Here is a 24,057-nt window from a genome sequence, read left to right on the forward strand (position 1 = left end):
ATGAGTCATTCAGGACCTCCGAAGACCTGAATGAGTCATTCAAGACGTCGGGCGGGCCGGTCACCGGCGGCGGAGCGGTTCCGGCTGCCACCGACGCCGGTGCCAAGAGCCTCAGCCGTGCGGCATCGGGTCCCGGTTCAGCTCCGCCTCCGCCAACGGCTCTGGATGCCAGCCCAGCCGCGCCCCGAGATCCTGGACCCGCCCCAGGCCGAGCGGCGGATAGGCCGCCGGGGCCGTGCCGACCGTGCCCGGCACCAGGACCCGCACCACCCGCACCCCCTCCTCCGCCGCTTCCGGCGTGGTCAGGTCGACGTACAAGACCTCATGCCCCGCGGCCGCCACGCGGGCGTGGAGGGCGTCGAGCGAGTCGTCCACCGGCCGCGGGATCGAAGCCCACTCGACGGCGGGACCGCCCGCGGCCCAGGCCAGTGCGGCGTCTCCGGCTCGCGGGTCGAGGTGGAACTGCTGGTGGCACAGCAGCTCCACCAGGTCGGCCGGACCGTAGTGATCGGTGTAGTCCCGCGCCGCCCGCCAGGGCCGCAGGGGACTCCGGCGGTCGCCGATGAGGGCCGACACCGCGTCCCGGTCGTCGAGCGTGCGGCAGGTGATCTGCAGCGTGTACGCCTCCGCCAGCGCCTTCAGCGCCGCCTGCTCGGGGTCGGCCCGCATCGCCGTACCTACCGTCAGCCAGCCCTCGGGCGACCGCACCGCCGCCGCGATCACCGGTACGCCGAACGCGTTCGCGATCGACCAGAAATGGACCTCGTCCGCGCCGGCGAGTTCGGCCAGGCGCGGGGTCGGGGCCAGGGTGGGCTGGGGCGCGCCGTTGAGCCACCAGACCGCCGAGGCGTCGTGTTCGACGATTTCCTGCAACCCGGACCGGATCGCGGCTTCGAGGCTTTCGCCCGCGGCCGTGCCGCCGATCGCCGGGAACGCGTAGAGGGGTTCCCCGACCGCCTTCGGCACGTGGGGCCAGCCGGTGTGGACCAAGAACGCCGGGACGTGGACGTCGCCGCCGCCGAGGGACGTGGCGCGCACCCAGTGGACCGGCGACGAGCCGAGGAACGGCGTGAAGGGGAACCCTGGGGTGGCGTGCTGGCGGGGCGAATACAGGGCGAGGCGCGCAGGGGACAGCGCCGTCAGCCCGCGCGCGACGAGGTCGTCGTGGCTGCCGTGGACGAGCTCACGGGGCGGCCAGGTCCCGCAGTACCGCTCCACCGCCTCGCCCCAGGCGGACACGCGCGCCGGGCCGGGGTCGTCCCACGACGTGCCGAAGCCCTGCGGGTCGGCCTGCCACGGGAGGTCCGCCCGCACGTCGCGGATGTCCGCCACCGCCAGGTGCAAGCTCTCCGGGGTGCCGGCCAGGCCGGCGAAGGACCGCAGCCGCGTGACGATCGGGCCGGGGCCCGGCGCGGAGCGGCGCTCGCCGCTCCGGCCGGGCAGCCCTTCGTGCACAGCGGTCATCAGCGCTCCGGGAGGTACGCCGCGACGCACGTGTTGACGGTGAGGCTCGCGGCCACGCACGTGTTCACGACGAGGCTCGCCGCGACGCAGGTGTTGACGACCAGGGCTTCCGGGGCGGTCTCGACGGAGAACTGCTCCTGCTTCATGGTGTTGCCCTTTCCATCGACGGCCCACCACCGGTTCCGGTGGCGGGTGCCGGGGATCGCTCCCCGTTCCGCGCGTCGGAGGCGCCCACCTCGCGCGGAAGCTTGGTACCGAACGCGAACCCCGCGGCGGCCAGCACGCCAAGAGCGGCGCACGCCGTCCAGACGGCCGCGGGGCCACCGCGATCGAGCAGCCAGCCGCCGCCGGCGGGCCCGAGCAGGGCCGCGGCCGACCACGCGCCGGTGTACAGCGCCGCGTACCGGCCGCGCTGCGTGCCGGGTGCCCGGTCCGCGGCCACGGCGCTGCCGACGGGCAGCTGCAGGATTTCCCCGACGGTCCAGACCAGGGCGATGACGGCGAAGCCGAACAGCCCCTCGGCGAACAGGTTGAGCCCGAAGCCCCACCCGATCAGCAGGGCACTGGCCACCAGGACCGGCCGTCGCCCGTGCCGCCGGCCCCACCGGGTCAGCGGGAGCTGCAGGAACGCGATGAGCAGCCCGTTCAGGGCCTGCACGAGACCGAACGCACCCACGGTGAGCCCGGCGCCGACCATGACGACCGGCAGCGTCGTCGCGCTCTGTTCGTAGACGGAGCCGATCGCGAGCGTGGCGAGCAGGAAGACGGCGAACCGCCGGTCGAACCGCAGCGGCGGCCGGGGGACGCGGGTCCGCGGCGGGCCCGGCGGCCGGGTTTCGGGCACCTTCAGCAGCACGACGAGCGCGCACAACGCGGTCGCGGCGGCGTCGGCGACGAACACCACGGGGTAGCCGAAGCCGACCATCACGCCGGTGAGCGCGGCGGACACCGCCACGCCGACGTTGACCGCCCAGTAGTTCAGCGAAAAGGCGGCAGGCCGGTCGGCGGGCGGGACGACGTCGGCGAGCGCGGCGTTCATCGCCGGCCGGGCCGCCACCGAGCCGGCACCGACGGCGAAGGCCGCCACTTCGAGCTGCCAGCGTCCGCTCGCCGTGCCGAGCGCGACCATCGCCACCGCGGTGACGACGTGCGCCAGCACCAGGGTGGGCCGCCGGCCCAGCCGGTCGGCGAGGACGCCGCCGGCCACGGTGCCGAGCACACCACCCAGCCCGATCAGGGCGATGACGTACCCCGCGTAGGACACCGGGTACCCGTGCCCGGCCGTCAGGGACAGCGCGAGCACGGGCCGGGTGAAGGCGCCGGCCCAGTTGACCAGGAGGCTGATCCAGATCCACCAGAACACCGGCGGCAGGTTCCGGGGGCTCCGGCGGGACGTCATCGTGTGCGTCACCGCCGGCCCCCTTCCCCGTTCCACTGGTTCTCGTCCCGAGCCGGGTGCCGTGACCGTCTGGATCGCAGCGGCGTGGGCGTACCCGGGGCTCCTCGCAGGAGAGCCTGTTGTGCGGTTCTCCCATCGAGCCGGGTGCCTTCCGCTGGGTCTCAGCTGGGAGGCGCACCCCCGGACTCATGGATAAATCATGGCTTCCGGCATGGAGATCGCTCCTCTCCTCGATTGCCCGCTGATCGGCGGGCACCCGTTGACAGTGCCGAACCGGTTGGGGCAAGCCCGCTCACGCTGGGCCGCGCCGCGGTCCGGGCTCGGGTGCCGCGATCGGCATAGGTCTGGAATGAGTCATTCAGGACCTCCGAGGTCCTGAATGACTCATTCAAGACGCCGACTCGCCCGCCGGCGCCGCTGAAAGATCCACGAGCGGGCCCGGCGGCACCCGTTGACAGTGCCGAACCGGTGGGGGCAAGCTGACCCTGTCGGTAAACTGAAATGAATGCGGCGACGCCTCCATTTCAGGTCGGCTGATCGGGGTAGGGGCCCCGATCCGGGGAGGACGTCGTGAGGGTTGTGCTGCTCGGCGGAGCGGGGGCGCTCGCCGGCGGGAGCGGTCGGTGGGGTGCGCTTTCGCTGGTACAGGGCGCCGTTCCGCGGCTCGTGCTGGTGCCGGTCGTGTTCCGGCTGGCGTTGTTCCTCCAGGCGCTGTGGGCCGGCGGCGGGCCCGCCGCGCCGGTGCTCTGGCTCGCCGTGGCGTTCTTCCTGGTGCCGAACCTCCTGGAGGTGGCCTGGGTCTTCCGCCGCGCCACCGGCATCCGGCCGGTGCTGGTCGCCGACACCGCGTACACGCTCGTCACCAGCCTGGCCGCGGCGGCGTTCGCGCCCGGCCTGCTGGCGCTGACCTGGCCGAACATCATGGGCACGGTCATGGTCTGGACCCTGCTGCGCGGCGCGCCCGCCGGTGCCGCGGCGATCGCCGGCGCCGTGCTCCTGCGCTACGGCATGGCCGCCGTCTCGGGCACCTCCGCGCCGGCGACGTGGATCCTGCTCGCGCTGCTCGCGGCCCTCGTCACGGCGCTCGCGATCGTGCTGCTGGTCGCCGGCTCGATGCGGTTCGCGCACCGGCTGGGCGAGCAGCGCGGCCGGGCCGCCGAACGCGAGCGGCACCGCCGGGACGTCCACGACACCGTGCTGCAGGTGATGGAATCCCTCGCCCTGCCGGCGCCCCGTGACGCCCTCGACCCCATCGGCAGCCTCGACGAAGTCCGGCGCACCGCCCGCGCGCACGCCCTGCGCCTGCGGCTGAGCCTCGACGGCGACGCGCCCGCCGAGCCGGGCGGGCTCGAACACCGCCTCGGCGCGCTGGCGGTCGAGATGACGGCGGACGGCCTGCGCGTCGACCTCGTCGTGCTCGCGAAGGCCGCCGACGTCCCCGAAGCCGTCGTCAACGCGCTGCACGACGCAGCCCGCGAAGCACTGCGAAACACCCTGAAGCACGCGAAGACCACCAGAGCCGTCGTCTGCCTCGAAGAGCGCGAAGGCGTCGTCACGGTGTCCGTGCGCGACCACGGGACGGGCTTCGACCCCGGCGCCCGCCGCGCCGGGTTCGGCATCGACAACTCCATCCACGCGCGCCTGGCCGAGATCGGCGGTGCCGCGCGCATCGATTCGGCGCCCGGGCAGGGCACCCGCGTCGTGCTGACCGTGCCGCTAGAGCTGCGTTTCGCCGTCGGGTGAGTCCCGCCACTGGGCGAACGGGCGGTCCAGCGACCACTTGCCGTCCTGCTCTTCGAGGACGCGGTACTCGCACGTCCCGGGGTTGGACAGCGACTCGAACAGCTCGATGCTCCAGCCGAAGAGGCGGCGGCACAGCAGCCGCAGCGTGAGCCCGTGGGAGACGATGAGAACCGTCTCCGGGTGACGTTCGTCGCGCAGCCGCAGGTCCGAGAGGAACGCCGCGACGCGGTCGTCGACGTCCGCGCCCGACTCGCCGAACGGCAGCCGGTAGAAGAAGTGCCCGAACTCGTTGCGCCGCGCCTTCTGGACCTCCTGGTCGGCCGGGTCCTGCAGGTTCCCCCAGTCCTGCTCGCGCAGCCTCGGCTCCTGCAGCAGCCGCTCGCAGGACGCCTCGATGTCCAGCAGCCGCAACGTTTCCCGCGTGCGCAGGTACGGGCTGACGTAGACGGCGGGCCGCTCGCCGCCGAGCAGCCGGGCGATCTCCGGACCCGCCGCGCGCGCCTCGCGCTCGCCCTTCGGCGTCAGCGGCAGGGCGTGGTCGGGGATCCGCGTGTAGGCGAGCTCGTCGACGTTGCCGAGCGACTCGGCGTGCCGCACCAGGATCATCTTCACGTTCCCATCCTGCCCGTCACACGGGCCTGACCGGGGCTGGGCATACCCTCAGGGGCGTGTCCGAGCAGTCCGTGAAGGAACCCGACGTCCCCACGCAGCGCCGGGCGAGTGTGCTGCCCCTGCTCTCGGTCGGCGTGCTGCTGGCCGCCGTCGTCGCGGTCGGGCTGATCGCCCTCACCGGCGGGGCCGGGTACGTCATCGCCGGCCTGCCCGATCCCGGCCTGGTCACGCAGTACGGCGTCACCGTCGTGCGCGTGCTGTCCGAGGCCGCGTCGGTGATCTGCGTCGGGTCGCTGCTGCTGGCCGCGTTCCTGGTGCCGCCGCAGCAGTCCGGCACGCTCGGTCCCGAGGGCTACGGCGCCCTGCGCGCGGCGGGGATCGCCGCCTGGGTGTGGTTCGCCGCCGCGCTGCTCTCGGTCGCCTTCACCGCCGCCGACACCGCCGGGAAGCCGTTCGGCGACGTCCTGGACCCGCAGACGCTGCTCGACCTCGTCGGCGCCATCGAGCAGCCGAAGGCCTGGCTGTGGACGGCGCTGATCGCGGTGCTCGTCGCGCTCGGCTGCCGGCTCGCGCTCACCTGGGGCTGGACGGCGGTGCTGTTCGGCCTCGCCGTCGTCGGCCTGGTCCCGGTCGCCGTCACCGGGCACTCCGCCAGCGGCGGCTCGCACGACGTCGCCACCAACAGCCTGCTGTTCCACCTGGTCGCCGCGGCGCTGTGGGTCGGCGGGCTGATCGCGCTGCTGGCGCTGGGCTACCGGCGCGGGAACCACCTGAGCCTGGCCGCGCGGCGGTTCTCGCGGCTGGCGCTGGTCTGCTGGATCGTGATGCTGCTCTCCGGCGTGGTCAACGCGCTGGTCCGGATCGGCCTGAACGACCTCTTCACCACCGATTACGGCCTGCTGGTGGTCGCCAAGACCGTCGCGCTGCTGCTGCTCGGGGTGTTCGGCCACCAGCAGCGCGAAAAGGGCGTCGCGAACCTCGTGGACGGCAAGGGCGGCGCGCAGCTGCTGCGCCTCGCGTCGGTCGAGATCCTGATCATGTTCGTGACGATCGGGATCGCGTCCGGGCTCGCGCGGACACCGCCACCGGCGGACGCGATCACCCAGCCCTCCACGACCGAGCTGCTGATCGGCTACGACCTCGACGGTCCGCCGACGCTGTGGCGGCTCCTGTTCGACACCCGCTTCGACCTCGTCTACGGCGTCCTGGCGCTGGTCGTCGGCGGGCTGTACCTGGCGGGGGTCCGGCGGCTGCTGCGGCGGGGCGACACGTGGCCGGTCGGCCGCACGGTCGCCTGGATCAGCGGCTGCGTGGTGCTGCTCATCGCGACGTCGTCCGGCATCGGCCGGTACGCGCCCGCGATGTTCAGCGTCCACATGGGCAACCACATGCTGCTGTCGATGGTGGCGCCGGTGCTGTTCGTGCTCGGCGGCCCGGTGACGCTCGCCCTGCGCGCGCTGCCCGCCGCGGGCAAGGAGAACCCGCCGGGGCCGCGCGAGTGGCTCGTCGCCTTCGTGCACTCCCCGGTGTCGCGGTTCCTCACCCACCCGGTGGTCGCGCTGCTGCTGTTCGTCGGCTCGTTCTACGCGCTGTACTTCTCCGGCCTGTTCGACAACGCGCTGAACTACCACTGGGCGCACCTGGTGATGAACGGGCACTTCCTGCTCGCCGGGTACGTCTTCTACTGGCCGGTGATCGGCGTCGACCCGGCGCCGCGGCGGATCCCGTACCTCGGGCGGCTCGGCATGATGTTCGCCGCGATGCCGTTCCACGCCTTCTTCGGCGTGATCCTGATGAGCAAGCAGACCGTCATCGGGCAGTCGTTCTACAGCCAGCTGCACCTGCCCTGGGTGTCCGACCTGCTCACCGACCAGCGCCTCGGCGGCGGCATCGCCTGGGCCGCCGGCGAGGTCCCGGTGCTGCTCGTCCTGATCGCGCTGCTGGTGCAGTGGGCGCGTCAGGACGAGCGCGAGGCGAAGCGGCGTGACCGGCGCGAGGCGGTCACGGGCGACGAAGAGCTGAACGCCTACAACGCGATGCTCAAGAACCTCGCCGAGGGCAAGCGACCCTCGGGTTCCAGTTGAGGTTGAGGGCTGGTCGGGACGCGGCGAAAACCACGCTCGCGGTGATCCCGGCCTGACAATCGGTAGTCCGGTGGTGACCGGCGTCGAGACGCGATCAGGCGCGCTCTACGATCGTGGGTATGGCCGAGTTCATCTACACCATGAAGAAGGTGCGCAAGACCGTCGGGGACAAGGTCATCCTCGACGACGTCAGCACCGCGTTCTACCCCGGCGCCAAGATCGGCGTGGTCGGGCCGAACGGTGCCGGTAAGTCCACCGTTCTCAAGATCATGGCGGGGATCGAGCAGGCCAGCAACGGCGAGGCGTTCCTCCAGCCCGGTGCCTCCGTCGGCATCCTCATGCAGGAGCCGGAGCTCAACGAGGACAAGACGGTCCGCGAGAACGTCGAAGAGGGCCTGGGCGAGGTCAAGGTCAAGCTCGACCGGTACAACGAGGTCCTCAAGCTCATGGAGACCGAGTACACCGAAGAGCTGATGGAGGAGATGGGGCAGCTCCAGGAGGAGCTCGACCACGCCGACGCCTGGGAGCTCGACTCGACCGTCGAGCAGGCCATGGACGCGCTGCGCTGCCCGCCGCCGGACGAAGGCGTCTCCCACCTCTCCGGTGGTGAGCGCCGCCGCGTCGCGCTGTGCAAGCTCCTGCTCTCGGCGCCCGACCTGCTGCTGCTCGACGAGCCCACCAACCACCTGGACGCCGAAAGTGTCCTGTGGCTGGAGCAGTTCCTGGCCCGCTACGCCGGCGCCGTCCTCGCCGTCACCCACGACCGGTACTTCCTCGACAACGTGGCCCAGTGGATCATGGAGCTGGACCGCGGCCGCGTCGTCGGCTACGAGGGCAACTACTCCACGTACCTGGAGAAGAAGCGCGAGCGCCTCGAGGTCCAGGGCAAGAAGGACGCGAAGCTCGCGAAGCGCCTGAAGACCGAGCTCGACTGGGTGCGGTCCAATGCCAAGGCGCGCCAGACGAAGTCGCGCTCGCGCCTCGACCGCTACGAAGAGATGGCGGCGGAGGCGGACAAGCACCGCAAGCTCGACTTCGAAGAGATCCAGATCCCGCCGGGCCCGCGGCTGGGCAACGTCGTGGTCGAGGTCGAGAAGCTCAAGAAGGGCTTCGACGACCGCGTTCTCATCGACGGCCTGTCGTTCGACCTGCCGCGCAACGGCATCGTCGGCGTGATCGGCCCGAACGGCGTCGGCAAGACCACGCTGTTCAAGACCATCGTCGGGCTCGAGGAGCCGGACGACGGCGTGGTCAAGATCGGCGAGACGGTCAAACTGTCCTATGTGGACCAGAACCGCGGCGGGATCGACCCGAAGAAGACCGTCTGGCAGGTCGTTTCCGACGAGCTGGACTACATCCACGTCGGCCAGACCGAAATGCCGTCGCGCGCGTACGTCAGCGCGTTCGGCTTCAAGGGCCCGGACCAGCAGAAGCCGGCGGGCGTGCTCTCCGGTGGTGAGCGCAACCGGCTCAACCTGGCGCTGACGCTCAAGCAGGGCGGGAACCTGATCCTGCTCGACGAGCCGACGAACGACCTGGACGTCGAAACCCTGGGCTCGCTGGAGAACGCGCTGGAGCAGTTCCCCGGCTGCGCCGTCGTGATTTCGCACGACCGGTGGTTCCTCGACCGGGTCGCGACGCACATCCTGGCCTGGGAGGGCACGGACGAAGACCCGGCCAAGTGGTTCTGGTTCGAGGGCAACTTCGAGGGGTACGAGAAGAACAAGGTGGAGCGGATGGGCGCCGAGGCCGCCCGCCCGCACCGTGTCACCCACCGCAAGCTGACCCGCGACTGAGGGGGCGGGTTTCCCCGTGGAAGCCAGCAAAACGCACCGGACGGGCCCGCTCTCGCAGGAGAGCGGGCGCGCCGCCAATGCCGGGGGAACCCTCTCCGCAGTCGGCAGGCTGATCGAACGCGCGGACGCGCTGCACCTGCGCGCGCCCGAGCTCGCGCTGGTCCTCGGCGAGCGCGCGGCCGCGCTCTCGGAGGCCGCCGGCGCCGACGAGCAGTGGATCCGGGCCGAGAGCCTGGTCGTGTCCTCGCGCGTCCGGCTCGGGATGCGCCCCGCCACCGTCGGGCGGGCGGTCGCGGCCCTGCGCGCGGCCGAGCACGCCGGCTACGGCGACATCGCCGCACGCCTGCGCATCGACCTCGCCGTGTGCGCCCGGAGCCTGGGCGTGCCGTTGACCGGCCTCGCCGCGTTGCGGCCGGTGCTGACCGATCCCGTGGTCTCGCCGGTGCACCGCGCCGCCGCGCTGAGCCACCTGGTCGGCTGCCTCGGGCTGCTGGGACGGAAGGCCGAGCTGGACCGCGTGCTCGTCGAGGCCGACAAGCTCGTCCTCGGCGACGAGTCGGCGGGCGCCGACACCCAGCTGCTGGTCCGGGCGCTGCTGCGCGTCGGCACGGCGGCGCACCGGCGGCGCCACGGCGACCTGACGGCCGCGGCCGACGCGGCCCGCACCGGGCTGGGTTTCCTGGAGAAGCTCGACAACCCGGCCGACGACGGCGGCCTCGTCCGCATCCGGCTGGTCCTGCTGCTGGTCAGCACGCTCCTCGACCGCGGCGACACGGAAATGGCGTACGAGATCGCCGAGCCGGTACTGGCCGAGCCGGTCCGGGCGGCGGGCGTCGCCCCGATGGGCTGGCTGCGGCTGGCCGTGGCGACCCGCATCCACCTGCCCGCCGGTTCGGGCGAGGCGGCGATCGAGCTGGTCCGCGAAGCCGTGGCGAGCACCGAACGCCACGGGCTCCCGGCGGTCACCGCGCGGTTGTGGCTCGAGCTGGCGCAGCTGGAGGAGCGGTTCGGCCGGGCCGAGGAGGCCATCGCGTGCCTGTACCGCTCGCGGGCGGCCGAACAGCTGCACGCGCGCGCCCGGCGGCAGGCGTGCAGCGTGCTGGCCGGCGAGTTCGGGACCGGTGAGCCGGCTTCGGTGGACCTCGACGAGGTGTTGAAGGCGGTGCCTTCGCGGCCTGTTCCGGTGGTCGAGCCTTCATCTTCGGCGCCTGCGTGGTCGTTCGGGCGCGAGGAGAAGGCGACGCCCGCGTGGTCGTTCGAGCGGCCGCGGGTGACGGCGGACGCGGCCGAGACGACGGTGATGCCGGCGATCCGCGACGAGCCGGCGCGCCCGGAACCCGTCGTGGTGGAGCGGCGTCCGGAGCCCGTGGCTTCGCGTCCTGAGCCGATCGAGGTGCGTTCGGAGACCCGGCCCGCGGTGCGTGCGGTGCCGAAGCGTGGTCGCGAGGCGGCCGAGGTCCGGGCTGCCGTGGAGCGTGAGCCTGAGTTCCGTGCGGCGCCGGTGGAGACGCGGCGCGAGCCCGTCGAGGTGCGTTCGGAGCCGGTCGAGGTTCGGCGGGAGCCGGTCGAGGTGCGGCCAGTGCGTGCGCGGGCGGTGGAGTCGCGGGCGGAGCCGGTTGAGGTGCGTTCGGAGCGTGCGCGGGGAGCGGAGCCGGTCGAGTCGTTCGAGAGCGAGCGGCGTCGGTCCGAGCCCGTGCAGGTCGAACGTGGGCGTGCGGACTCGCGGCCGGAACCCGTCGAGGTGTCCGAGCCCGTGCCGACCGGACGTCGCCGTGAAGCGGAGCCGATCGAGGTGCGGTCCGAACCCGCGCCTGAGGTGGGCGGAAAGACGAAGTTCTCCTGGGCCGCGCTGGCCGAAGCCCGGCTGAAGGAGACCGCCGCCGAGCGGGAGTCGGCGCCCACGCGCGTCACGCCCGCGCTGCCGCTCGCTCCGGAGCCCGCCGCCGAGCGGGAGCCCGAGCCGCGGTCGCGCCGCGAGCCGCAGCCCTCGACCCGGCACGACTCCGAACACGGGTCCGTCGCCGCACGGTCGGTGCTGGACCGCCTGGGCATTTCGTCGTCCGGTGGTGCCGGGGGCCGTCGCCGCGCGGAGGATTCCGACACCGCCCACGCCGACGAGCGGCCGGAGCCGCAGCTCGCGCCGCCGCCGCGTCCGGAGGACCAGCCGCCGTCCGCGCCGGATTACCGGGACGAGGCCGAGCCCTGGCTGCCGCGGCTGCGGATGCCACCGTCGCTGGAGCCGATGGAGGACTTCGGCCACTGGACCCCGGCCACGGCGCCGTTCCCGGAGAGCTACGCCCGCGCCATCGCGGAGGACGAGCCACCGCCGGACGCCGGCCTCGCCGACCTCCTCGCCCGCGCACTGGCCGAACACCAGGCGGGCACCGCCAGCGCGGCCGCGCTGGTGAAGCAGCTGGGCTCCGAGGACACGGGCCGCCGCAACGGCCACGGCCGCAACGGCCACGGCGCCGAGGTGTCGGACTCCCGCCGCCACGGCTCGGGCGACTGACTCGCTGCTCGGGGCCGACTCACGCCGCTCCGCTGCTGTCTTGAATGAGTCATTCAGGGCACCAGAGGTCCTGAATGACTCATTCAAGACCCTCGTGCACCGCCAAGCCGCTCCGAGCGGGAACCAGCACGCGCGGCGTCCGGCGAGCAGAGCAGCGTTCGGCCGATCCCCGCCCGGGTCGCCGAGACGTCCCGTTTCGTCGCCGACCTGTCCCCACCCCCACCCCCGCGGGACCCGCCTCCGTCCGGGGTCGCCGACCGGCCGACAACGTTCGCCGAGCGGTGCCGGACCCCCACAGCTGAACCGATCACGACGCCCCGCCGCCGGACTACCGCCCTCCCGCGTGGCTGGTCAGCGCCACGCGAGCGGCTCCTACGCAACCCGTCGGTAGCTTTACCGATACCGCGAATCCGCTGGCCCAAAAGGGTTTTCACCGTCGATCCAACCTCCGGGTCTTCGTGTGGGCCGACGGCCCGGCGCATTAGTGTGGGGTGGGTCCGGCTCAACGACGAGCCGGCGCGGTGCCACCTCACGCAAACTGGAGAGTTGTCTCAAATGAGCTCGACCGGAGTCTCGTCCCCATCCGGAACCGGCGCGGAAACCGAACCCGAGTTCGGCCGGCGCGCCCCGGCCAGTCCGGAGCAGATCAGGGACGACCTGATCGACGCCGCCGCGGGGCTGGCGCCGGAGATCGGTGAGCTCATCCGGCTGTACTACCGGCACATCCCGGCCGAAGAGATCGTCGGCGACGAGCCCGTCAACCTCGTCGGCGCGGTCCGCTCGCACCTGCAGCTGGCGAAGCACCGGATGCCCGGCCGCCCGGCCGTGCGGCTGCTGAACCCGACCGTCGCCGAGGACGGGTGGGCTCGCGAAGCCACCGTCGTGCAGGTCGTCACCGACGACATGCCGTACCTGGTCGACTCGATCGCCGCGGAGTTCGCGCGCGACGGGGTGCAGGTGCAGCGGATCGTCCACCCGATCGTCGTCGTCACCCGCGACCTGACCGGTGAGCTGCAGGAAGTGCACCCCGACGCGGACCCGGGCGAGCCGCCCGCGAACTCGGCCGCCGAGTCGTGGATGTACATCGAGATCGACTTCGTCACCGATCGCAACCGCGCGCGCGAGCTCGACAACCGGCTCTCCAGCGTGCTGGGCGACGTGCGCGAGGTCGTCGAGGACGCCGACAAGATGGCCCAGACGGCCTGCCAGCTGGCGAGCGAGCTGGAAACCGACCCGCCGAAGCTGCCCCAGGCCGAGGTGGCCGAGGGTGCGCGGCTGCTGCGCTGGCTTGCCGACGGCCACTTCACCTTCCTCGGCTACCGCCGCTACGAGCTGGTCGACAACCCGCACCCCGACTCCGACGACCCGGCCCTGCGCGCGGTCCTGGCCTCCGGCCTCGGCGTGCTGCGCCAGGACAGCCTCGCCGCCCGCGGCCTCACCGCCGGGCCGGACACCGCCGCCACCGCTCTCGCGCCGTCGCTGCTGGTGCTGACCCAGGCGAGCGCGCCCTCGACCGTGCACCGGCCGGTCTACCCCTACTACGTCGGCGTGAAGACGTTCGACGCCGAGGGCACCGTCACCGGCGAGCACCGCTTCCTCGGCATGTTCACCACCACCGCGCTGCACGAGAACGTCCTCGACATCCCGGTGGTGTGCAAGCGGGTCCGCGAGGTCATCCATCGCGCCGGCTTCCCGATGGAGTCCTTCTCCGGGCAGCGGATGCTGGAGGTGCTGCAGAACTGGCCGCGCGCCGACCTGTTCTCCGCCGACACCGACTCGCTGTACGCGACGACGACCGGCGCGATCACGCTGTCCGACCGCCGCCGGCTGCGGCTGTTCCTGCGCCGCGACCCCTACGGCCGCTTCTACTCCTGCCTCGTCTACCTCCCGCAGGACCGCTACACGACGCGGTCGCGGCTGGCCATGCAGGAAGTCCTGCTCGAAGAGCTCGAAGGCACCCAGCTCGAGTACAGCGCCCGGATCGGGGAAACCGTGCTGGCGCAGGTGCACTTCATGGTGCACACCGATCCGGCGCGCCGCCTGGAGCCGGACACGCAGCGGATCCAGGAGCGGCTCAACGCCGCGGTCCGCAGCTGGGACGACCGGATGGTCGAGGCGGTGCTCGACGAACGCCGTGAGCGCTCGGACGGCGGGGTCGCGGTCGGGATCGTCGGCGAGGAGTCGGCGACCGAGCAGGGCCAGCGCTACGCGGGCGTGTTCCCCGAGGGCTACAAGGAGGACTTCACCGCCGAAGAGGCGCTGGGCGACCTCCGCGCGCTCGACTCGCTGACCGACGAGGGCGACCTCGCGCTGTCGTTCTACCTGCCGGCCGGCGCCGAGCCCGGCGAGCGGCGCTTCAAGCTCTACCTGCGCGGCGAGGGCGTGACGCTGTCCAAGGTGCTGCCGGTGCTGCAGGCGATGGGCGTCGAGGTCGTCGACGAGCGGCCGTACGAGCTGCACCGCGAGGACGGCGGCGCGTGCTGGATCTACGACTTCGGCCTGCGCATCGACCAGAAGGTCATCGCCAAGACCGACGCCGGGGCGATCACCGAGCTGCGCGACCGCTTCCAGGACGCCTTCGAGGCCGCCTGGCGCGGCGAGGCCGAGGTGGACGGCCTCAACGGGCTCGTCCTGCGCGCCGGGCTCACCTGGCGGCAGGTGGCCGTGCTGCGCGCGTACTCGCGGTACCTGCGCCAGGCCGGCAGCGCGTTCTCCCAGGACTACATCCAGAACACGCTGCTGAACCACACCCAGGTCGCCACCAAGCTGCTGCGGCTGTTCGAAGCCCGCTTCGACCCGCAGCTGGGCGAGACCGACCGCGAAGCGGCCACCGAAGCGCTGGCGAGCGAGCTCGGCTCGATGATCGACGAGGTCACCAGCCTCGACGAGGACCGGATCCTGCGCCGCCTGATGGCCGTCATCCGGGCCACCCTGCGGACGAACTACCACGTCACCGACGCCGCCGGGGCCAACCGGCCGTACCTGGCGATCAAGCTCGACCCGGCCGGCGTGCCCGAGCTGCCCGAGCCGCGGCCGAAGTTCGAGATCTTCGTGTACTCGCCCCGCGTCGAGGGCGTGCACCTGCGCTTCGGCGAGGTCGCGCGCGGTGGCCTGCGCTGGTCGGACCGGCGCGAGGACTTCCGCACCGAAATCCTCGGCCTGGTCAAGGCGCAGGCGGTGAAGAACGCGGTGATCGTGCCGGTCGGCGCGAAGGGCGGCTTCGTCGTGAAGCGCCCGCCGGCCGCGACCGGTGACGCGAGCATCGACCGCGACGCCCAGCTGAACGAGGGCATCGCCTGCTACCGCATGTTCATCTCCGGCCTGCTCGACCTGACCGACAACCGGATCGAGGGCAAGACCGTGCCCGCGCCGGGCGTCGTCCGGCACGACCCCGACGACTCCTACCTGGTCGTCGCGGCCGACAAGGGCACCGCGAAGTTCTCCGACATCGCGAACGAGGTCTCCGGCCAGTACGGCTTCTGGCTGGGCGACGCGTTCGCCTCCGGCGGCTCGGTCGGCTACGACCACAAGGCCATGGGCATCACGGCGAAGGGTGCCTGGGAGAGCGTCAAGCGGCACTTCCGCGAGCTGGGCAAGGACACCCAGACCGAGGACTTCACCGTCGTCGGCATCGGCGACATGATGGGCGACGTCTTCGGCAACGGCATGCTGCTGTCCGAGCACATCCGGCTGGTCGCGGCGTTCAACCACATGCACGTCTTCCTCGACCCGGACCCCGACGCGGCGACGTCGTTCGCCGAACGCCGCCGGCTGTTCGACCTCCCGCGCAGCTCGTGGGACGACTACGACCGCTCGCTGATCAGCGAGGGCGGCGGGATCTACCCGCGCACGGCGAAGTCGATCCCGATCAGCCCGCAGGTGCGCGCGGCCCTCGGCCTCGACGAGGGGATCACCGCGCTGGCGCCGATGGACCTGATCCAGGCGATCCTGCTGGCGCCGGTCGAGCTGCTGTGGAACGGCGGCATCGGCACCTACGTCAAGGCGGAGACCGAAACCCACGCCGCCGCCGGCGACAAGGCCAACGACGCCATCCGCGTCGACGGCAAGCAGCTGCGCGTCAAGGTGTTCGGCGAAGGCGGCAACCTGGGCCTCACCCAGCTCGGCCGGATCGAGTTCGCCCGCAACGGCGGCAAGATCAACACCGACGCGCTGGACAACTCCGCCGGCGTCGACTGCTCGGACCACGAGGTCAACATCAAGATCCTGCTCGACCACCTGGTGCAGACCGGGAAGCTCGAGGAGGCGCAGCGCAACGAGCTGCTGGCGGAGATGACCGACGAGGTCGGCGCACTGGTGCTGGCGGACAACTACCGGCAGAACGCCGTCCTCGGCGTCAGCCGGGCGCACGCCGCGCCGATGCTTTCGGTGCACCAGCGGCAGGTCCAGGCGCTGGTGGCCGCGGGCGCGTTCGACCGGAAACTCGAAGCCCTGCCGAGCAACTCGGAGTTCCGCGAGCTGGAGAAGGCGGGCAAGGGCCTCACGTCGCCGGAGCTGGCGACGCTGCTGGCCCACGTCAAGCTGGAGCTGAAGGGCGAGCTGCTGGCCAGCGACCTGCCCGACTCGAAGGTGTTCGCGGCCCGGCTGCCCGAGTACTTCCCGCGGCCGCTGCGCGAGCGGTTCCCGGACGCGATCGGCGAGCACCCGCTGAAGCGCCAGATCATCACCACGCTGGTCGCCAACGAGGTGGTCGACGGCGGCGGCATCTCCTTCGTCTACCGGCTGATGGAGGAGATGAACGCGACCGCGACCGACGCGGTGCGCGCGTACGCCGTGGTGACGCAGGTGTTCGACCTGCCGTCGCTGTGGGCGGAGATCGACGCGCTCGACAACGTCGTGCACACCGACGTCGCCGACGCGATGGTGCTGGAGACCCGGCGGCTGCTCGACCGGGCCGCGCGCTGGTTCCTCACCAACCGCCCGCAGCCGCTGGCGCTGCTCTCGGAGATCAAGCGCTTCGGCCGCGTGCTCGGCGACCTGGTCCCGAAGATCGGCGACCTGCTGCGCGGCCGCGAGGCCGAGTCGGTGCAGAAGCACGTCGACGAGCTGATCGCGGCGAAGGTGCCCGAGGGACTGGCCCGCCGCGTGTCGCTGCTGCTGCACACCTACGGCCTGCTCGACGTCACCGAGGTGGCCGAGCTCGCCGAGCAGCAGATCGGCGTGGACGCCACGCACAGCCCGGCCGAGACGGCGGAGCTGTACTACGCGCTTTCGGACCACCTGGACATCGACAAGATGCTCACCGAGATCAGCGCGCTGGAGCGCGGCAACCGCTGGCACGCCCTCGCCCGGCTCTCGCTGCGCGACGACGTCTACGGCTCGCTGCGGGCGATCACGCTGGACGCGTTGCGGCACAGCGATCCCGGCTCGTCCGGTGACGCGAAGATCGCCCAGTGGGAGAAGACGAATTCCTCGCGCCTGCAGCGCGCGCGGGTCGCGCTCGAGGAGATCCACAACTCCGGCCGGCTCGACCTCGCGACGCTGTCGGTGGCGGCCCGGCAGATCCGGAGCACGGTGCGGTGACCTACGTTTCGCACGTCCGCCCGCGCTGGACGGACATGGACGTCTACGGCCACATCAACCACGCGAAGATGGTGACGCTGCTCGAAGAGGCGCGGATCCCGCTGCTGTTCAAGGGCGCCGTCGAGGCGGGGCTCGACCAGCTGCCGAAGGGCATCGTCGTGGTCAAGCTGGCGGTGGCCTACAAGGCGCCGATCGTGGTCTCCGGCCAGGAGCTGCGCGTCGGCATCGACCTGACCGAGCTGCGCGCGGCGACCTTCACGCTGGCCTACCGCGTGCACACCGGGCCGGCCGAAACCGACCCGGTGGCGGTCACGGCGGAGACGGTGCTGGCGCCGTACGACACGGTCGCGTTGCGGCCGCGTAGGCTCAGCCCGCCCGAGTCGGAGTTTCTGAAGCAGGGGTTCGCGGATGCCTGAGTTGTTCGTGCCGGACGCGGCGGACCGGGAGACCCTCGGTGCGTTCGTCGCCCGCGCGGTCCGGCTGGACGGCCAGACGGCCGTCCGACTGCGCCAGCGTGGTGACGGCGTGGTCGAGGCCTGGACGGCGACGCCGTTCGAGTGCTTCGCGACGCGCGCGGTCGCCGGGGACGTCACCCCCGGCGACGTCACGGTGTCCGGCAACGAGCTGCTCGCCGCGCTGACGGTGGCGGGCGGCCCGCGGATGGACCCGGGCCCGGCCCGCGACCTGCTGTGGCACGGCGAGCTGCCCCCGTCCGGCCGCTGGCCGCTGGTCGACGAGCTCCCGGCGCGGGTCGTCGCGGAGCTGGCCGATCGGGGCGTGACCCTGGCCAGGGACAACGCGGGCCCGCACGGCAACCCGCCGGCGTCGCTGATGGACCAGGCGGTGCTCACCGTGTCCGGGGACGCGGTGGAGGTCAAGGTCCAGATGCGCTGCCTGTTCGCGATGTCGGGCATGGGTTTCGTGGACTCGGACCTCACGGACGACGTCGTCCGCGTGTCGGCGACGGACTCGTGGCTGCGCCTGGACGCGCGCTACGGCGCGATCGTCCGGCGCCGCCACGCGCTGCTGCCGCTGCTGTTCTGACGGATTCCTTACGGCTGCCACCCGCGCCCGCCGCCGGTGGCAGTCTGGAGGGGTGAGCCCGGAAGACGACCCGACCGCGGAGTTCCTGGACGGCGTGCGCGCCGAGGAGACGCCGTGGCGCCGTGACCGTCCGGCGGGCGAGCCGGCGCCGGAGCGCGCCGAACGACCTGAGAGGTGGGGCCGCACGCGCGCGGCGGGCCGGGCGGCCGCCCAGGCGGCGCCCTACCTCCAGGCTGCCGCGTTGGCGGTGTGGCTGGCGAGCGGCGCCTTCGACGACGGCTCGGGGTCAGGCGACCAGAACGGCTAGAAGCACCCCAATGTGGCGTTGGTTGCGTCAGACGCACCGAACGCCACATTGGGTGCGCTGGACGCACCGAACGCCACATTGGGGCGCTTGAACCGGCCTCAGACCAGCCAGGCGGCCGAGTCGGCCGGGAGCTTCCCGTCCACCAGGGGGCTGCTCGACAGCAGCACCTCACCGGGCGGCAGCGCGATCGGGCTCGCCGACGTGTTCAGCGCGCACACCAGTCCACCGCCGCGGCGCCGGAACGCGAAACACCCCGCGGGCGCGCCGTACCACTCCAATTCGTCGCCGCCGAACGCCGGATGGGTCTTCCGCAGCTCGATCGCCTGGCGGTACAGGGACAGCGTCGAGTCTTCGTCCTCGATCTGCTTCTCCACCGTCAACCCGGCCCACGACGGCGGCATCGGCAGCCACGTGCGCGGGTTGCGCGAGAACCCGAACGGCGGAAGGTCGCCCTCCCACGGCAGCGGCACGCGTGAGACGTCGCGACCGAACTCGGCGCCGCTCGTCTTCGCGCGCGGGTCGGCCATGTCGGCCGGCGCCAGCTCGACGTTCGCCAGGCCCAGCTCTTCGCCGTTGTACAGGTAGACCGTGCCGGGCAGCGCCAGCTCCACCAGGGCCATCGCCCGGGCGCGCCGGACCCCGGCGTCGCCGCCGCCGTAGCGGCTGACCTGGCGCCAGACGTCGTGGTTGCCCAGCGTCCAGGTCGCGGGGGCGCCGACCTTCGCCGGGACGGTCAGGGAGCGCTCGATGGCCGTGCGCATCGCGTCGGCGTCGAAGTGGGTCAGCACCAGCCGGAAGTTGAACGCCAGGTGCAGCTCGTCGGGCCGCAGGTAGCGCGAGAGGCGCTCCTCGTCGGTCACCCAGATCTCGCCGACCGCCATCGCGTCCGGGAACTCGTCGAGCACCTTGCGGATCATCTGGTGGATCTCGTGGACGCCGTCGTTGTCCCAGCGCGGGTCGTAGTAGTGGCTAGGCCCGAGCGCGTCGGCGCGCGGGTCCATGTCCGGCAGGCCGGGCGGCTTCGCCATGCCGTGCGCGACGTCGATGCGGAAGCCGTCGACGCCGCGTTCGAGCCAGAACCGCAGCGTGCGCTCGAGGTCGGCGGCGACCTCCGGGTTGGCCCAGTTCAGGTCCGGCTGCTGCGGCGCGAACAGGTGCAGGTACCACTGGCCGTCCGGCACCCGGGTCCAGGCCGGGCCGCCGAACGCGCTGACCCAGTTGTTCGGCGGGTCTTCACCGGTCGGCCCGACGCCGTCGCGGAAGATGTAGCGGTCGCGCTCCGGGCTGCCCGGCTTGGCCGCCATCGCGGACTTGAACCAGGCGTGCTGGTTGCTGGTGTGGTTCGGGACCACGTCCACGGTGACCTTGATGCCCCGCTTGTGCGCCTCGGTCAGCAGGACGTCGAAGTCGCCGAGGGTGCCGAACATCGGGTCGACGTCACGCGGGTCGGCGATGTCGTAGCCGTGGTCGGCCATCGGGGAGCGGTAGAAGGGCGTCAGCCACAGCGCGTCCACGCCCAGCAGCTCCAGGTAACCGAGCCTGGAGTGGATGCCTTCCAGGTCTCCGACGCCGTCGCCGTCCGAATCGGCGAACGAGCGCACGTAGACCTGGTAAAAGACGGCGTCCTGCCACCAGGCTCCGGGTCTCATACGAAGCTGTTCATCATGCTGTGCGCCGCCATCTCCAGGTACGCCCAGAGCTGACCGCGGTACGGCTCTTCCAGGTTCTCCTCGTCGACGGCGATCCGGATGCAGCGCAGCCAGGCGTCGCGCTCGATCGGGCCGATCTTGAACGGCGCGTGCCGCATCCGCAGCCGCGGGTGCCCGCGCCGGTCGGAGTAGGTGTGCGGGCCGCCCCAGTACTGCATGAGGAAGAGGCGGAAGCGCTCCTCGGCCGGGCCGAGGTCCTCCTCGGGGTAGAGCGGGCGGAGGATCTCGTCGCGCGCGACCTCTTCGTAGAACCGCCCGACGATGCGGCGGAACGTCGGTTCGCCGCCGACCGCTTCGTAGAGGTTCGCCGGTTCGCTCACTGCAGACACGCCTTCCATTTTGCCCTCCTGGGTGCGGGTTCCCGACGCCGGTCCCGCTCCTTCCGGATGGTCGCGAACCCGCTTCCCAGCGTAACGGCGCTACTTTTCGACGGCCGGGGTCACGCTCGGGAACAACCGGCCGAGCGGCGGCTCGAAACCGGCCTCCTCCAGGGCCGCGAGCAGCTGCGCGCGCAGGGCGCGCTGCACGGCCCACTGCTTGCCCGGGCGCACCTTCACCGTCAGGCGCAGCTGGAGACCCTCGGGTGTGACACTTTCCACACCCAGCATCTCCGGCGGCTCGAGGATGTTGTCCTTCAGCGCTTCGCTCTCGGTGGCCGTCGCCGCCGCCCCCGCGAGCACGGTGGTCGCGCGCTCGACGTCGGCCGTGTAGCCGAGCGGGACGTCGACGACCGCGACCGCGAAGCCCTGGCTGGAGTTGCCGACGCGCAGCACCTCGCCGTTGCGGACGTACCAGACCGTGCCCTTGAGGTCGCGCAGCGTGGTGATCCGCAGGCCGACCGCCTCGACGGTGCCGGTCGCCTCGCCGACGTCGACGACGTCGCCGACGCCGTACTGGTCCTCGACCATCATGAAGATGCCGGACAGGAAGTCCTTGACGAGGTTCTGCGCGCCGAACCCGATCGCGACGCCGATGATGCCGGCCGAGGCGATGATCGGCCCGAGGTCCAGGCCCAGTTCGCCCAGCACGAGGATGAACGCGAGGCCGTAGACCAGGAACGTGGCCATCGACTTCAGCACCGAGCCGATGGTCTGGGCGCGCTGGCGCCGCCGTTCGATCACCGCCGAGCCGAGCACTTCGGGCGCGCGCTCGCGCAGGGGCCGCAGCAGGGCCGGGAGCTTGCCGCCGGAGCGCGGGAACGTCGTGACCCGGTTGATCATCCGTCTGATCAGCAGGCGGACCACGAACGCGATCACGACGATCATCAGGATCTTCAGCGGCTTGGTGAGCAGCCAGTTCGCCGATCCGGCCAGCCACGCGTTGCCGGTGGCCTCGTACACCTGGAAGCAGAATGTGCCGGGATCGGTCGCGCACGGCGGCGTCGCGACGGTGAACAAGGGGGACACGGGAGTTCGATCATCCTTCCGATCAGGTCGGTCTGCCCAACTTCAAGTGGATGTTGGGTCGCGCGGATGTGACACGTCTTGTAACACACGTGCGCTGGGGGGCTGTTTTGTGGTCGACTATGCCTACGCCCCTGGAGGTGGTCGAGTGCCAGACCGACAACCCAGCCCCCGCGGCGTCTCCGGCCAAGCCACGGCCGATGAGACGCCAGAGGTGGTCCTGCGCGCCTATCCGGGGGGTTCCGCATCCGGCGGAACCGTCCCGGCCGGGCCGGGGAACCGCCCAGGGGGAGTTACCCGCCCGCCCGGACAGCGTAGTAGAGGCCGGGATCCGGCTGCCCCGGCCTGGGGCCGGCGCCGGGTTCTCCTGCTCAACGCCACCTTCGAGCCACTGACCGCGCTCCCGCTGCGGCGGGCCGTGGTGCTGGTGATGTGCGGCAAGGCCGAAGTGGTGCACGGCGACCCCGGCGGCATCGAGCTGCATTCGGCGAAGGTGTCGCTGCCGGTGCCCTCGGTGATCCGGCTCAGCACGTACGTGCGGGTGCCCTACCGGGCGCAGGTGCCGCTCACCCGCGCCGGGCTGATGCACCGCGACCGGTACCGCTGCGCCTACTGCGGAGGGCGGGCCGAAACGATCGACCACGTCCAGCCGCGCAGCCGTGGCGGGCCCCACAGCTGGACGAACTGCGTCGCCTGCTGCGCCAAGTGCAACCACCGCAAAGCGGACCGGCTGCTCTCGGAGATCGGCTGGCGGCTGCGCGTCGTCCCGCGGGCGCCCCACGGCCCGCACTGGCGGCTGCTCGCCCACTCCAAAGAGGCCGACCCGCTTTGGCAGCCCTATCTGGGTTCGGCGGCCTAGACATGCCGGCGCCCCGGCTGCCTTGACGGCGGCCGGGGCGAGCCGGGGTGCTTGCGCGCGGTGCTCAGGTAGTGCGTGCGTCCCTGGAGTACGGGGTCAGGCAGCGAGCGCGTAGTCGCTCTGGCAGGTGACGCGGGTGCCCATGGTGACGCGCGTGCCGCGGGTGACCCGGGTGCCGCGAGTGACGCGGGTGCCGCAGGTGACTCGCGTGCCGGCCGTCACACGAGTGCCCATGGTGACGCGCGTGCCACGCGTGACGCGGGTACCGCGCGTGACCCGCGTGCCCGCCGTCACCCGGGTGCCCATGGTGACGCGGGTTCCGGCCGTCACGCGTGTACCGCGAGTGACGCGTGTACCCCGCGTAACCCTTGTGCCCGCCGTCACACGTGTTCCGGGCACAAATTCGATGTCGCTCGGTGACGAGAAGGTCTCGGTGATCGCCTGTGCGGGGGTCTGGGCGCTGTTCATGGCAAGGCCTCCTGGGACCGGTGCGTTACCTGCTGGGGCTGGGGAGCGGGGCGCAAGGCCCGTACAGGTGAAAAAGCTACGAGGATTTCAAGGCTGCGACAAGACGACAGCGGCGGGTGCGGCCGCCTGTACGTTGAGTTGCAACCTTTCGGCCCGACGGTCTTCGCCCCAACGTTCCAGTGGCCGCGAGCCAAGCGGCGGACGGCACCCGGCTTACGACGAACGGTCGAGTGCGGCGCGCGCGGTGGGCGCGGAGGTCATCCGATACGCTCAGCGCCGTGAACGTTGTCGAGACGATCGTGGTCTTCGCCGTGATCCCGCTGGCCATCTACGGTCTCGCCGGGCTCCTGACGCTCCGGCGCAGGTCCGGCGGCGCCCCGCGGTACCGGTCCGGCCAGCCTTGGGAGTACCCGGCCATGTGGTGGAGCGCCAACCCCGACGGGGTCGGCGAGGGGCACCGGCACGCCGGCGCCGAAAACAAGGCGCCCTCGGGCGCCGCGACCGCGGCGGGAGGCGCTCGTGGCAACTGGTGAGCTGACGAAGCGCGTCGACGAGTCCGAGCTGGCCTACGGCGAGGGCCTCACGTCGAGCGGCCGCGTGTCGGCGGCCAAGATGTACGAGCCGGCCGCGCCGTCGGGCCCGTTCGACACCCGCCAGCTGGCCCGCCTGGACGAGGCGCTGACGTTCGCGAGCCGGGAGACCGGCCTCGACTTCAGCCTGTACCTCGGCGAACTGGGCGAGGACAGCCGCGCGACGGCGGAGAAGCTGCACTCGACGACGGCGGACCCGGCGAACGCGGTCCTGATCGCGGTCTCGCCCGGCGAGCGCAAGATCGAGATCGTGACGGGGAAGACGGCGTACACCCGCCTGCCCGACCGCGGCGCCAAGCTGGCGGTGGCGAGCATGGTGGCGTCCTTCAAGGAGGGCGACCTGGTTCGCGGGCTGGTCAACGGCCTGGTGAACGCGCTGCGGATGCTGTCCGACCAGGCGGGTCCGGCGCCCCGCTGATCCTTCAGACACGCGAAGAGCCCCGCACCTCGGTGAGGTGCGGGGCTCTTTTACGTCCGGCCCCCGCTGGGGCAAGGGAGCGCTGGACGCCAGCGGGTGTCTTGAATGAGT

Annotated in this window: 19 protein-coding genes; 11 read left to right on the forward strand and 8 right to left on the reverse strand. The window is 72.0% G+C overall.

The annotated features are described in order from the left end of the window. Window positions 1–111 precede the first annotated feature (111 nt). Genes H4696_RS46225 through H4696_RS46235 form a run of 3 tightly spaced genes read right to left on the reverse strand, consistent with a single transcriptional unit; the run spans window position 112 to window position 2,875 of the window. Window positions 112–1,464, reverse strand: a complete 1,353-nt coding sequence (locus tag H4696_RS46225) for a YcaO-like family protein (RefSeq protein ID WP_192782909.1) — start codon at window positions 1,462–1,464, stop codon at window positions 112–114. Further along, entirely contained in the window at window positions 1,464–1,610 is a 147-nt protein-coding gene (locus H4696_RS46230; RefSeq protein WP_158104371.1) for a hypothetical protein, read from the reverse strand. Before H4696_RS46230 ends, H4696_RS46225 begins: the two co-directional genes overlap by 1 nt. Continuing rightward, the gene (locus tag H4696_RS46235; protein WP_086862810.1) at window positions 1,607–2,875 is read right to left on the reverse strand and encodes an MFS transporter; all 1,269 of its coding nucleotides are present in this window, start codon (window positions 2,873–2,875) and stop codon (window positions 1,607–1,609) included. Before H4696_RS46235 ends, H4696_RS46230 begins: the two co-directional genes overlap by 4 nt. Window positions 2,876–3,442: 567 nt before the next feature. Here H4696_RS46235 and H4696_RS46240 point away from each other — a divergent pair. Then, window positions 3,443–4,606 carry a sensor histidine kinase gene (locus H4696_RS46240; RefSeq protein WP_169735082.1) on the forward strand — a complete coding sequence of 388 codons (1,164 nt, stop codon included), beginning with the start codon at window positions 3,443–3,445 and terminating at the stop codon, window positions 4,604–4,606. Here H4696_RS46240 and H4696_RS46245 read toward each other — a convergent pair. Further along, window positions 4,580–5,218 (reverse strand): phosphoglycerate mutase family protein, encoded by a 639-nt coding sequence (locus tag H4696_RS46245; protein ID WP_086862811.1) that lies wholly within the window; start codon window positions 5,216–5,218, stop codon window positions 4,580–4,582. The genes H4696_RS46240 and H4696_RS46245 overlap by 27 nt on opposite strands. 56 nt (window positions 5,219–5,274) lie before the next feature. Here H4696_RS46245 and H4696_RS46250 point away from each other — a divergent pair, with 56 nt between their 5' ends. The 7 genes from H4696_RS46250 (at window position 5,275) to H4696_RS46280 (ending at window position 18,499) form a co-directional block, all read left to right on the forward strand. Beyond that, window positions 5,275–7,302: a bifunctional copper resistance protein CopD/cytochrome c oxidase assembly protein gene (locus tag H4696_RS46250; protein WP_338078720.1), complete on the forward strand. Its 2,028-nt coding sequence runs from the start codon at window positions 5,275–5,277 to the stop codon at window positions 7,300–7,302. Between the two features lie 119 nt (window positions 7,303–7,421). Next, a complete protein-coding gene (gene ettA / locus H4696_RS46255; protein WP_086858625.1) occupies window positions 7,422–9,098 on the forward strand; it encodes an energy-dependent translational throttle protein EttA in 1,677 nt (558 codons plus the stop codon). A gap of 16 nt (window positions 9,099–9,114) precedes the next feature. Then, complete coding sequence (locus tag H4696_RS46260) at window positions 9,115–11,607, forward strand: hypothetical protein (RefSeq protein ID WP_192782910.1); 2,493 nt, start codon at window positions 9,115–9,117, stop codon at window positions 11,605–11,607. A gap of 555 nt (window positions 11,608–12,162) precedes the next feature. Beyond that, window positions 12,163–17,148 (forward strand): NAD-glutamate dehydrogenase, encoded by a 4,986-nt coding sequence (locus H4696_RS46265; protein ID WP_086857205.1) that lies wholly within the window; start codon window positions 12,163–12,165, stop codon window positions 17,146–17,148. Then, window positions 17,145–17,564, forward strand: a complete 420-nt coding sequence (locus tag H4696_RS46270) for an acyl-CoA thioesterase (RefSeq protein ID WP_086857206.1) — start codon at window positions 17,145–17,147, stop codon at window positions 17,562–17,564. Before H4696_RS46265 ends, H4696_RS46270 begins: the two co-directional genes overlap by 4 nt. Beyond that, window positions 17,557–18,192, forward strand: coding sequence for a DUF8010 domain-containing protein (locus H4696_RS46275; protein ID WP_086857207.1), 636 nt, complete (start codon window positions 17,557–17,559; stop codon window positions 18,190–18,192). Before H4696_RS46270 ends, H4696_RS46275 begins: the two co-directional genes overlap by 8 nt. Window positions 18,193–18,244: 52 nt before the next feature. After that, window positions 18,245–18,499 carry a hypothetical protein gene (locus H4696_RS46280; RefSeq protein ID WP_086857208.1) on the forward strand — a complete coding sequence of 85 codons (255 nt, stop codon included), beginning with the start codon at window positions 18,245–18,247 and terminating at the stop codon, window positions 18,497–18,499. Between the two features lie 98 nt (window positions 18,500–18,597). Here H4696_RS46280 and H4696_RS46285 read toward each other — a convergent pair whose 3' ends face one another. From H4696_RS46285 to H4696_RS46295, 3 genes are all read right to left on the reverse strand, one after another. Next, on the reverse strand, window positions 18,598–20,148 hold the full coding sequence (locus tag H4696_RS46285; RefSeq protein WP_192782911.1) for a glycoside hydrolase family 13 protein: 1,551 nt from the start codon (window positions 20,146–20,148) through the stop codon (window positions 18,598–18,600). Then, complete coding sequence (locus H4696_RS46290; RefSeq protein WP_086862933.1) at window positions 20,145–20,528, reverse strand: globin; 384 nt, start codon at window positions 20,526–20,528, stop codon at window positions 20,145–20,147. The genes H4696_RS46285 and H4696_RS46290 overlap by 4 nt, the downstream gene beginning before the upstream one ends. Window positions 20,529–20,627: 99 nt before the next feature. Then, a complete protein-coding gene (locus tag H4696_RS46295) occupies window positions 20,628–21,605 on the reverse strand; it encodes a mechanosensitive ion channel family protein (RefSeq protein WP_086862934.1) in 978 nt (325 codons plus the stop codon). 436 nt (window positions 21,606–22,041) lie between these two features. On the opposite strand from H4696_RS46295, the gene H4696_RS46300 reads away from it, so the two are divergent. Next, window positions 22,042–22,470, forward strand: a complete 429-nt coding sequence (locus tag H4696_RS46300) for an HNH endonuclease (protein WP_370966550.1) — start codon at window positions 22,042–22,044, stop codon at window positions 22,468–22,470. Between the two features lie 96 nt (window positions 22,471–22,566). Here the strand turns inward: H4696_RS46300 and H4696_RS46305 are convergent, their stop codons facing one another. Further along, the gene (locus H4696_RS46305; protein ID WP_086862935.1) at window positions 22,567–22,938 is read right to left on the reverse strand and encodes a hypothetical protein; all 372 of its coding nucleotides are present in this window, start codon (window positions 22,936–22,938) and stop codon (window positions 22,567–22,569) included. Between the two features lie 278 nt (window positions 22,939–23,216). Between H4696_RS46305 and ctaJ the strand changes: the two genes are divergently transcribed. Further along, window positions 23,217–23,471: an aa3-type cytochrome oxidase subunit CtaJ gene (ctaJ, locus tag H4696_RS46310; protein ID WP_086862936.1), complete on the forward strand. Its 255-nt coding sequence runs from the start codon at window positions 23,217–23,219 to the stop codon at window positions 23,469–23,471. Beyond that, window positions 23,458–23,946, forward strand: coding sequence for a DUF5130 family protein (locus H4696_RS46315; RefSeq protein ID WP_086862937.1), 489 nt, complete (start codon window positions 23,458–23,460; stop codon window positions 23,944–23,946). The genes ctaJ and H4696_RS46315 overlap by 14 nt, the downstream gene beginning before the upstream one ends. Window positions 23,947–24,057: the final 111 nt, after the last annotated feature.

This window comes from Amycolatopsis lexingtonensis, assembly GCF_014873755.1.
Classification (GTDB): Bacteria; Actinomycetota; Actinomycetes; order Mycobacteriales; family Pseudonocardiaceae; genus Amycolatopsis; species Amycolatopsis lexingtonensis.

Excerpts from the sequence above, each read along its gene's own strand:
- H4696_RS46225 (WP_192782909.1), bottom strand. The coding sequence starts at position 1,464 with ATGACCGCTGTGCACGAAGGGCTGCCCGGCCGGAGCGGCGAGCGCCGC.
- H4696_RS46230 (WP_158104371.1), bottom strand. The coding sequence starts at position 1,610 with ATGAAGCAGGAGCAGTTCTCCGTCGAGACCGCCCCGGAAGCCCTGGTC.
- ettA (WP_086858625.1), top strand. The coding sequence starts at position 7,422 with ATGGCCGAGTTCATCTACACCATGAAGAAGGTGCGCAAGACCGTCGGG.
- H4696_RS46265 (WP_086857205.1), top strand. The coding sequence starts at position 12,163 with ATGAGCTCGACCGGAGTCTCGTCCCCATCCGGAACCGGCGCGGAAACC.
- H4696_RS46275 (WP_086857207.1), top strand. The coding sequence starts at position 17,557 with ATGCCTGAGTTGTTCGTGCCGGACGCGGCGGACCGGGAGACCCTCGGT.
- H4696_RS46285 (WP_192782911.1), bottom strand. The coding sequence starts at position 20,148 with ATGAGACCCGGAGCCTGGTGGCAGGACGCCGTCTTTTACCAGGTCTAC.
- H4696_RS46300 (WP_370966550.1), top strand. The coding sequence starts at position 22,042 with ATGTGCGGCAAGGCCGAAGTGGTGCACGGCGACCCCGGCGGCATCGAG.
- H4696_RS46305 (WP_086862935.1), bottom strand. The coding sequence starts at position 22,938 with ATGAACAGCGCCCAGACCCCCGCACAGGCGATCACCGAGACCTTCTCG.